General features: G+C 41.3%; 11 protein-coding genes. 7 read left to right on the top strand and 4 right to left on the bottom strand.

Annotated elements, in window-relative coordinates; translation table 11 throughout:
- Positions 1-36: 36 nt before the first annotated feature.
- A complete protein-coding gene (gene mobA, locus TH606_RS09755; RefSeq protein WP_068543427.1) occupies positions 37-624 on the top strand; it encodes a molybdenum cofactor guanylyltransferase in 588 nt (195 codons plus the stop codon).
- Positions 625-667: 43 nt separating this feature from the next.
- Here mobA and cybH read toward each other — a convergent pair whose 3' ends face one another.
- From cybH to TH606_RS09770, 3 genes are read right to left on the bottom strand one after another with little or no spacing between them, the layout of a single operon-like run.
- Positions 668-1318: a Ni/Fe-hydrogenase, b-type cytochrome subunit gene (gene cybH / locus TH606_RS09760; RefSeq protein ID WP_068543430.1), complete on the bottom strand. Its 651-nt coding sequence runs from the start codon at positions 1316-1318 to the stop codon at positions 668-670.
- Between the two features lie 44 nt (positions 1319-1362).
- Positions 1363-3063 (bottom strand): nickel-dependent hydrogenase large subunit, encoded by a 1701-nt coding sequence (locus TH606_RS09765; protein WP_068543432.1) that lies wholly within the window; start codon positions 3061-3063, stop codon positions 1363-1365.
- A gap of 3 nt (positions 3064-3066) precedes the next feature.
- Complete coding sequence (locus tag TH606_RS09770; protein ID WP_068543435.1) at positions 3067-4146, bottom strand: hydrogenase small subunit; 1080 nt, start codon at positions 4144-4146, stop codon at positions 3067-3069.
- A gap of 190 nt (positions 4147-4336) precedes the next feature.
- On the opposite strand from TH606_RS09770, the gene TH606_RS09775 reads away from it, so the two are divergent.
- The 6 genes from TH606_RS09775 (at position 4337) to TH606_RS09800 (ending at position 9190) form a co-directional block, all read left to right on the top strand.
- The gene (locus TH606_RS09775) at positions 4337-4834 is read left to right on the top strand and encodes a HyaD/HybD family hydrogenase maturation endopeptidase (RefSeq protein ID WP_068543437.1); all 498 of its coding nucleotides are present in this window, start codon (positions 4337-4339) and stop codon (positions 4832-4834) included.
- Positions 4835-4842: 8 nt separating this feature from the next.
- Positions 4843-5052: a HypC/HybG/HupF family hydrogenase formation chaperone gene (locus tag TH606_RS09780; protein ID WP_231887778.1), complete on the top strand. Its 210-nt coding sequence runs from the start codon at positions 4843-4845 to the stop codon at positions 5050-5052.
- Positions 5045-5395: a hydrogenase maturation nickel metallochaperone HypA/HybF gene (locus TH606_RS09785; RefSeq protein WP_068543443.1), complete on the top strand. Its 351-nt coding sequence runs from the start codon at positions 5045-5047 to the stop codon at positions 5393-5395. The genes TH606_RS09780 and TH606_RS09785 overlap by 8 nt, the downstream gene beginning before the upstream one ends.
- Before the next feature lie 2 nt (positions 5396-5397).
- A complete protein-coding gene (hypB, locus tag TH606_RS09790; RefSeq protein ID WP_068543446.1) occupies positions 5398-6078 on the top strand; it encodes a hydrogenase nickel incorporation protein HypB in 681 nt (226 codons plus the stop codon).
- Positions 6042-8348 (top strand): carbamoyltransferase HypF, encoded by a 2307-nt coding sequence (gene hypF / locus TH606_RS09795; protein ID WP_068543449.1) that lies wholly within the window; start codon positions 6042-6044, stop codon positions 8346-8348. Before hypB ends, hypF begins: the two co-directional genes overlap by 37 nt.
- Positions 8349-8572: 224 nt before the next feature.
- Positions 8573-9190 (top strand): Tll0287-like domain-containing protein, encoded by a 618-nt coding sequence (locus TH606_RS09800; RefSeq protein ID WP_068543453.1) that lies wholly within the window; start codon positions 8573-8575, stop codon positions 9188-9190.
- A 37-nt stretch (positions 9191-9227) separates the two neighbouring features.
- On the opposite strand, the gene TH606_RS09805 is transcribed toward TH606_RS09800, so the two are convergent.
- Positions 9228-9986: a carbonic anhydrase gene (locus tag TH606_RS09805; RefSeq protein ID WP_068543456.1), complete on the bottom strand. Its 759-nt coding sequence runs from the start codon at positions 9984-9986 to the stop codon at positions 9228-9230.
- Positions 9987-10132 lie beyond the last annotated feature (146 nt).

Consider the following 10132-nt stretch of genomic DNA (forward strand, 5'->3'; position numbering starts at 1 on the left):
TTTCATTAACATTCTGTGATATTTTGAGGAAAAAATATGGAAAAAAGAAAACCGATTGGTTTAATTCTTGCGGGTGGAGAAGCTATACGCTTCGGGGGCGGAAAATGTGAAGCCCTTTTGCGAGAAAAGTCTTTAATCCAATGGGTTTATGAGGCTCTTAAACCTTTTACCTCTGAAATATGGCTTTCTGTAAAAAAGAAAAAAAATTTTGGCCTTGCCGTAGCCCAAATTATAGAAGACAAGATGCCAGGAGCAGGCCCAGCCGTAGCGGTAAGACAAATTCTCGAAGAATTAGATGAAGATAAAATCCTTTTAGTTTCCAGCTGTGACCAACCTTTACTCCAAAAAGAGTTGTTAAAAGGACTATTATCTATGTTTGATAAAAGTTGTGAAATAGCTGTATTTAAAACTGAGACAGGAAAAATTTTACCTTTTCCCGGCCTTTTTAGGGCTTCATTAAAAAGAATTAGAGCCCATTCCTTAAAAGACTTTTTAAAAGGTTCTAAAGCTCTAGTAATAGAAGCAACGATTTGGCGTAAGTGGGACCCTCAGGGACTAAGTTTTTATAACATTAACTATCGCGAAGATTTAGAAAAGCTGGAAGATGGGAGATACCAAAAATAGAAGGGGCACGTACGTGCCCCCGTTTAATAGCTATAACTAATCTTTAGTGATGGTCTTTAAGGAATTTACGTCCCGAAAAAATACTTGAAATAATACCTTCATCTCCAAATATATCATTCCAAACCACCAGATAGACATGAACCATACAGAATACGGCAAAAATCCAGAACAAAAAGTAATGCCACAAACGAGCCACCTGCTGATTACCAAAAATAGCCGTTCCTATAGCAAAAATTGTATCGTTTTCGGGATAAAGCAGATAAAGGCCGGTTAGGATCATAATGAGCCCTAGGAAAATCATGCCCATATAGGCGGTGCCAGCCAGTGGGTTATGCCCCCCATGACCAACGTGCTCATCAGTGAGATAAAGATAGTGCTTAATGGTGATAAATAATCCTCTGATATTACGGGGGGTTACTGGAATAAAATCAGTAAAGCGTTCAAAACGGTTCCCAAAAATAAATAGGTACATTCTAACCATTACCGCGGCTATAAAAATATAGCCAGCAAGGAAGTGAATGTAGCGCATTTCCGCCATAATAAAATTGGTATCAATTCCTTCCCATACACCTAGAACAAATGGATCTCTAATATAGTAGCCAGTAATGCAAAGGGTTACTATAGAGAGGGCAAAAGCCCAGTGATACAATCTCATTAAAACGCTCCAAACTTTGACGCGTCTATAGCCGCCCATATTTACCTCCTTATCCTAAAGGGCCGGGAGCCCGGCCCCCAATTTTATAACGCTTTTACCTTAATAATCTCTTTCCTTTCAGGATTAAGAACGTGCACGGCACAAGCGATACAGGGGTCAAAAGAATGAATAGTCCGCAAAGCCTCAAGCGGCTTCTCAGGATCTGCTACAGGATTGCCCACCAGTGAAGCCTCATAGGGCCCCATCTGACCCTTATCATCACGAGGGCTCATATTCCAGGTAGAAGGCACTACACACTGATAGTTTTCAATACGACCATCACGGATTACCACCCAGTGAGAAAGAGTCCCGCGAGGAGCTTCATGAAAGCCTACACCCTTTATCACTCCTTTGGGAAATTTAGGTGGATTGTAAACCTCAAGGTCACCACGGCCAATATTCTGGGTTAAAAGATCAAGGTGCTTTGGACCAAGCTCTGCTAACATAGCAGCTCTAATAGCCCGGGCCAGGTGTCTTCCAGGAGTAGAATGTAAAGCATCAAGTGGTACCGGGCCTCCTACAATAGACGAAAGTTTACCCACCGCATAATCAACCCACTTCCTGGTAAGCTCATGTCCTAAAGCGTAACCAACAAGCACCTGGGCTAAAGGCCCAACCTGCATAACTTCGCCTTTAAAACGAGGAGCCTTAGACCAGGAATATTTACCATCCGGTTGAAAGTCTGTGTAATAAGGAACAGTCTCTTCTTCCCAGGGATGTTTGGTCCAGTCGCCTTCATACCAGGAATGGGCGATACACTCGGCTACGTTTTCACGGAAATAAGGATCCTTAAAGCTCTTAATCGGCGTTACACCAGCTAAGTTACCGTTAAAGATAGTTCCACCAGGAAGATCAAAAGTCTCACCTTTAGTATCAAGAGGAAGATCTGGTACAGCCAGATAGTTTTTCACTCCAGCGCCATATTGTAGCCAATCTTTATAAAGAGCTCCCACAGCTATTACATCTGGGAGATATACCTGATGCACAAATTTCTTCACTTCCTTAAAGAGCTTTTTGGCAAAAAGAATCCTTTCCATATTAAGGGTAGCTTCGTTATCAGGGTTAATAGCCAATGCCACCCCACCTACTACTGGTGTTTGAATGTGTGGACTTTTACCGCCAAAAATAGCTACAATCTGATTAGCCTTATATTGGTACTCAAGGGCTTCAAGGTAATGAGAAACCGCCATTAAGTTAGCTTCTGGCGGAAGCTTCATAGCTGGGTGGCCCCAGTAGCCGTTTTCAAAAGGCCCTAGCTGACCACTGGCCACAAAGGCCTTGAGCTTTTCCTGAACCTCGCGAAAACGATTGACATTGTTACCAGGCCAGGGAGAAATGCTCTGGGCCAGGTCAGCGGCTTTTTTAGGGTCAGCCTCAAGGGCAGAGACTACATCTACCCAGTCAAGAGCAGAGAGGTGATAGAAATGCACGATATGGTCATGTAAGGCATGGGCCGCAATAATAATATTGCGTACATATTGCGCATTTATAGGAATTTCCAGATTAAGGGCATCTTCAACTGCTCTTATTGAAGCCAGAGCGTGCACTGTAGTACACACTCCACAAATCCTCTGAACAAAGGCCCATGCATCTTTTGGGTCCTTCCCTTTAACTATAAGTTCTATACCCCGCCACATCTGGCCAGAAGACCAGGCATTGGTAATCTGGCCGCCATCTACCTCTATATCAATACGTAAATGGCCTTCAATTCTGGTTACCGGGTCAATGGTTACTTTGTGGGCCATACTTTATTCCTCCTCTTTTTCTTTTGTTACTACTTTTTTAACTACACCGGCCGCGGCATGAACAGCAATGCCAGCGGCGGCAGCACCAAGGGCAAATTTACCAACTCGCTCGGCCTGACCAACAATACCCACACCAGAGGGTACTTCTGTGCCAGGTACATGCTCGTAAAAAGGAATCATGGTATCCCAGAAGTTAGGCTCAGTACAGCCAATGCAACCGTGGCCAGCAGAAACCGGCCAAACACCGGCATCACAAAAACGGATTACTGGACAGTTGGAATAAGTAACTGGCCCTTTGCAGCCAACTTTATAAAGACAATAACCCTTTTTGTGCCCCTCATCGCCAAATTGTTCCACAAAACGACCTTCATCAAAGTGGGGCCTACGCTCGCAGTGATCATGAATCTTGCGACCGTAAGCGAACTTAGGCCGCTTAAGATGATCAACTTCTGGAAGCTTATTGAAGGTGAGGATATAAGCAATAGTAGCTAAAAGATTATAACCATTTGGAGGACAACCGGGCACATTAATTATTGGCTTGTCTTTAACTACATCAGAAACACCAACTACTCCGGTAGGATTAGGAGCTGCCGCCGCCACCCCTCCGAAAGCAGCGCAAGCACCATAAGCGATAATCATGATGGAGTGTTTGGCCACCTTTTTCATGATTTCGGGGGTGGTGTGACCAGCAATCTTACAGTAAACCCCTTTGTCTTTAAGGCTTATACCACCTTCAACTACACAAATAAGCTTGCCGCTATACTTCTCAAGGGCCTTTTCCAGATTTTCTTCCGCTTGGTGCCCTGCTGCGGCCATAAGGGTCTCGTGATACTCAAGAGAAATTAAATCCAGTATGAGGCTTGCCACATCTGGATGCGAAGTCCGCAAAAGAGACTCTGTGCAACCAGTACATTCTACAAAGTGGAGCCATACTACCGGTGGCCTCTCTGGAGACTTAAGGGCAGCCTCCACTTTGGAAATCATAGAAGACGGAAGCCCCATGGCCGCCGTAGCAATAGTGGCAGCCTTTAAAAAATCTCTCCTCCTTAGTTTTAAAAGATCGTTTGATAAGAACCGATTCATGTTAACCTCCTAAATTAAGATTAGGATTCACCAGAATAAATCATTTTGATCATTATCTTCAGTTGTATTTCGTTAATTACTAACTATTCTTTCGTTATTTTATAGGTTAAACTTTAAAAAAAGTAAAGTTAATTATGATATGTTTAAGCTATAATCTTAATTATTATTACACAATAGGGTTTAGTGTGTCATGAATGCTACTGTAATAGGATTGGGTAACATCCTATTTAAAGACGAAGGCTTTGGAGTCCATTTACTTCGCTATTTAGAAAAAAATTTCTCTTTTCCTGAAAACGTTAGTTTAATAGATGGCGGCTGTGCTGGGCTTTCCCTGATAAATCTTATGCGTGAAAAAGATACCGTTTTCATTATAGACGTTTATTTATCTGACAGTCCCCCTGGAACTCTAAAGGTGTTTTCATGGGAAGAAATAGAAAATTTAGGTGGTCAACATTTTGCCTCGGTGCACCAGTTTGGAGTTAAAGATGCCTTGGGTCTGGCCAGACTTCATCATATAAAACCCAAAATCTTCAGGGCCTATGCTGTAGTGCCTGAAAACATGGAGCTTGGCACTGAGTTAAGCCCCACTTTAAAGAAAGTTCTCCCCTCAGTTGCCGAAAAGATTATCAGTGATTTAATGGAATACGAACCCAATATTCAGAAAAAGGGAAAAGAATCATGTGTTTAGGCGTGCCCATGAAGCTTATAGAAATAAATTATCCCGTCGGCCTGGCTGAAGCCGAAGGTGTAAAACGAGAAGTCAATCTTCAATTGCTTCCTGAAGACGAAATAAAAGTTGGTGACTATGTAATTGTCCACGTAGGATTTGCCATTCAAAAAATGTCTCCTGAAGAAGCTGAAGAGACCTGGCGTCTTTTAAAAGTTATAGAACAAGGTCATGCATGAAACTTCTCTTGTAATTGCCATGTGCACTCAAATAGAAGAAATGATAAGGGCCCAGAAGGCCCAAAAAGTAGTTTCTATAACGGTGAGAGTGGGAGAATTCTCTGGCGTGGAAGAAGAAGCCTTTAACTTTGCTTTTGAAGTGTATAAAAAAGAACACCCCCTTTTCAGGGAAACTACCTTGAAACTTGAGCGAGTTCCTGCTTTAAAAAAATGCCTTAATTGCGGAGAAGAATTTAAAGAACTTTACCAGAGATCCTGCCCACGGTGTCAAAAAGAAGAAATAACTTATTCTGGTGGCGATGAGCTTGAAATCGCCAAACTTGAACTTTTAGTGGAGGATTAAACATGTGTGATCACTGTGGTTGCAACCAAAGAAGCCAGGAAATAACCTTGGAAAAACAAATCCTTGCTGAAAATGACCTCATAGCCCAGAAGAACCGAACCCATTTTGAAGGCAAGGGCATAAAAGCTGTAAACTTAATCAGTTCACCTGGGTCTGGAAAAACCACCCTCCTTGAGGCCACTATAGACGCCCTGGGAAAAGAAATTCCCCTGGCAGTTATTGAGGGAGACCCTGAAACCGAACGTGACGCTGAACGTATCCGCCAGAAAGGCGTTCCGGCAGTACAGGTAACCACCGGGGGGGCCTGTCACCTTGACGCTCGCATGGTACATCGGGCCTATCACCAGCTTGAAGAAAACAATTTCAAGCTTCTTTTTATTGAAAACGTCGGTAATCTCCTTTGCCCTTCTTCTTTTGACCTGGGAGAACACTTACGGGTAGTCCTGGTATCTGTGCCAGAAGGTTCAGATAAGCCGGCCAAGTATCCAGCAGCTTTTTATAAAGCACATGTTTTTCTCATTACTAAAATAGACCTTTTGCCTTACTTTGATTTTGACCTGGAAGAGGCCATGAGGCTTGCCCGTAAGGTAAATCCAAACCTTAAAATTATTCCGGTCTCTGCTAAGACCGGTGAGGGAATATCCCTGTGGCTGGACACACTCAGGGCCTTAGTATCATCGTAAAAGGTGTGGTTCAGGGCGTAGGTTTCAGGCCCTTTGTTTACAGACTGGCCAAAAGCTTAAATATTGCAGGCCATATTCGTAACACCGGAGAAGGTGTCCTTATAAAGGTCTGGGGCAACAAAAGTCAGCTGGAGGCCTTCCTTAAAGGCCTCCAGGAGGAAACTCCACCCCTTGCCCGGCTGGAAGAAATTATCACTAGACCTTTAAACGGTACTCCCCCTGAAGGCTTTAATGTTCTTGAAAGTGAAGCCGGCCATAAACAGGCCAAAATCCCAGCAGATGTAGCCACCTGCGAGGCCTGTCTGGCCGAGCTTTTTGACCCACAAGATCGCCGTTATCGCTATCCTTTTATTAATTGTACAGACTGCGGCCCAAGGTTTAGCGTAATCTTTGATTTACCGTATGACCGCGAAAAGACTACCATGCGCGTGTTTCCCATGTGCCCGGAGTGCCTGGCTGAGTATCAGAACCCGGAAGATAGGCGTTTTCACGCCGAGCCAAACGCCTGCCCTAAATGCGGCCCTAATATCTGGCTGGTTGATAAAAACGGCCAGAAGATAGACACCGAAGACCCTTTAAGTTATGCCATAGAGACTCTTCGCCAGGGAAAGATTCTGGCCTTACGAGGGCTTGGCGGCTTTCTCCTGGCCTGTGATGCCACTAACGAAAAAGTTGTCAAACTTCTACGCCAGCGTAAAAGGAGGCCGCAAAAGCCTTTTGCCATCATGGTAAGAGACCTTAAAGGTGCCGAAAGACTGGCTTTTTTAAATGAAGAAGAAAAAGAAATCCTTACTTCGCCTAAACGCCCCATACTTCTTGCCAGGAAGAAAACTCCTTCTTCCCTGGCAGAAGAAATAGCCCCAGGGCTTGCTTTTATTGGTCTTATGTTACCTTACACTCCTCTCCATCACCTTCTTCTACGAGAAGGAAATTTTTTAGCCCTGGTAATGACAAGCGGTAACCTCTCTGGCGAACCCCTTTGTGTTACCAACGAAAAAGCCTTACAAAGGCTCTCAGATATCGCTGACCTATTTCTTTGTCACAACCGCGAAATCGTCCAGGGTATAGATGATTCCGTAGTGAGGGTTATAGAGGGAAAACCCCGTCTTATAAGGCGGGCTCGTGGCTATGTGCCAGAGCCCCTACCCTTCCCTTACGAAACAGAAGCCATACTTGCTTTTGGGGCCCATTTGAAAAACACTTTCACCATTACCCGTGGAAAAGAAGCCTTTGTCTCCCAGCATATAGGAGACCTTGAAGACCTTGAAACCCTCAATTTCTTTAAGAAAACCTTAAAACATTTCAAAAATCTATTAGAGGTCAAGCCCCAAGTCCTTGTCTGTGATTTACATCCGGGTTATTTAAGCACCCAGCTTGCCGCGGAAGAAGCCCAAAAAAAAGGGCTGCCTCTGGTAAAAGTGCAGCACCACGTGGCTCACGCCGCCGCGGTAGCAGGGGAATTTGGCCTTAAACCACCATTTCTCGCTCTTATCCTTGATGGCCTTGGCCTTGGAGACGATGGCAACTTATGGGGCGGTGAGATCTTTAAAATAGAAAAAGGCCGTTACGAACGCCTTGGACATCTTTTACCGGTAAAACAGCCTGGAGGAGATGCCGCTTCTCGTGAAACCTGGCGCATGCTACTTGCTTATCTTTACGAGATTTTCGGAGATGAAACTTCAAAGATAGCGGAAAAATTGCTCCCTCAGGCCTACCATGAAAAAGTTCCCCTGGTGTTAAAGATGCTTGAAAGAGGGGTTAATTCTCCTAAAACTACGAGTACCGGGCGCCTTTTTGACACCTGCGCCGCCTTACTTGGCCTATGCTTTGAACAAAGCTATGAAGGAGAAGCCCCCATGTTTCTTGAAAGCCTGGCTGAAAAGGCCCAAAAAGGGCCTATCTTTTCTCTGCCTATTTTACAAGAAAAAAGATTTATGCTTGATGCTAGAACTCTAATCAAAGATTTACTGAAAAATCTTGATAAATATCCCCGAGAAGAGCTTGCCCTTGCCTTTCATTTATCTTTAGCCCGGGGCTTTAAAGATATACTTTTATTACTTTCTCAAAAAACCAAACTAAAAAATATAGTGTTAGCTGGAGGAGTCTTTCAGAACAAAATTTTGACTGAGGCCTTAGTAGAATCTCTTAATAAGGAAGAGCTAAAGGTTTATTTGCCGGAGAAACTCCCCGTAAACGATGGAGCCATCTCTTACGGCCAGGTTGTTTGGGCCGCCTGGGTCTATGAAAGAGACATGGCAAAACAATCATGACTCAACTTTGACACCTTAATTTTTTAAATCCTTGGTAAATAAAGAATTTCAGGGATTGGTAAAAGACGTACCACTACACCTTTACTCATCTCCCCAACTGTCAAACTCGGTGTCTCATATTAAGAATAATTGATCAAATCTCCTTGTTATATAAAAATAATTTTTTTACAAAAACGTCCTTCTTACCGAAAAGTATCTAAAGAATTTATTTTGGGAGCCAAAATATGAAAAAGTTATCAAGTATCATTTTAGTTATTTTATTGCTTCAAATTAATTTTAGCTGGGCTCAAAATTTAGTTGTTTCTCATGAAATAACTTTTTGGCTCAAATATCGATATTTAAAATTGGAAAAAGAAACCTTAAAAACTTTAATAGAAAGCAAAGGTTTTGAAGGAGCTCGGCTATTTTTTCATGAATTAAACAGATGGTTGACTTTTGACATAAGAGAGTACTTACATGACTGGAATACCAAAGTCCATTTAGTATCTATAAACTATCGTAATCCTAGTCACTATGCTGATAAAATTAGTCAAAAAATATTAATTTCCTATCAAGAAAACCTTGAAAAAAAACAAAAAATAAAACCCGTATTAATAGTCCAAAAAAATAAGGATAAAACTATATATAGATATTTAATACCAATTTATGTTAAAAAAGATTGTTTAAAGTGTCATGGAAATAATTACGAAATTCCGTTTTCATATCAGGTCAAGATAAAGAATCTTTATCCTAATGACAAAGCAATTAATTTAAAACAAGGAGATATAATAGCTGCCCTAAGTATAGAAATACCAGCAGATACTATTGATTATTTATTATCTGCTCAAAATTATTCCCAATAAGGGATGGGATCTTAATGATTGTCTATAAAGTTCTAACTTAATGGTAGCTTCTAATAATTAAGTTTTTTAATTCTTTAGAAAGTTTCTTTACTACAGGATGATTTTTTATCTTTTCTGGAGATTTTTCTCCATTAATATTAATTATTACCATTCTACCATAGCCCTTTCCATAAGCATTTATGAAATCATATACTGCTCCTACTACTACTAATTTCCCACGATTTACAAGATCAGGATAAAATGCCATTGCCTGCATTACTTGCCAGTCTACATTATTTTCTACATTTTTTAACCACCTTGATTCTAAACTTCCTTTTTTATCATCCTTTGATAATGGAAGATGAAGATGATCAAGCTCATTTCTAATACCTTCTGTTTCATTACTATAATCTCCCATAGCCGCCTTAACAGCTCCACAATGAGTATGTCCAAATATCAAAAGAATAGGAGTATGTAAATGAAGAATTCCGTAATCTATAGATCCCTTAGAAACAACTAATTGATTACCGATATTTCTTATAACAAAAATTTTATCTATTGGGTCATTTAAAAGTACATTACTGTGAACTCTAGCATCGGAACATGTTATCATTGTTATAAAAGGATGCTGAGAAGTCTGATATGGTTCAAAGTAATTATAATTGTGACTTTTCACAAATTGATTATTGCCTTCTACCACTCTTTTTAGAGCTTCCGCTGGATCTATATTATCTGTATAGCTAGAAGCAAAAACCAAAGAAGTTAAGCACAAAAAACTGAAAATAAATAACATTATAAACTTCCCTGTTTTTCTCATATCTACCTCCTTTAATAGTTTTACAAGACCCCATCCCTATCTACAAAATCTTTTTGTCAGTTTTTTTTGAAAAAGTCAATAAAAAATTTTTATTGCTTTTACCAATGAGTTTCTATTAGGTAGTATTTCAGTAATTGTGTCCGAAA

Origin of the sequence: Thermodesulfatator autotrophicus (assembly GCF_001642325.1) — a bacterium.
Taxonomy (GTDB): domain Bacteria; phylum Desulfobacterota; class Thermodesulfobacteria; order Thermodesulfobacteriales; family Thermodesulfatatoraceae; genus Thermodesulfatator; species Thermodesulfatator autotrophicus.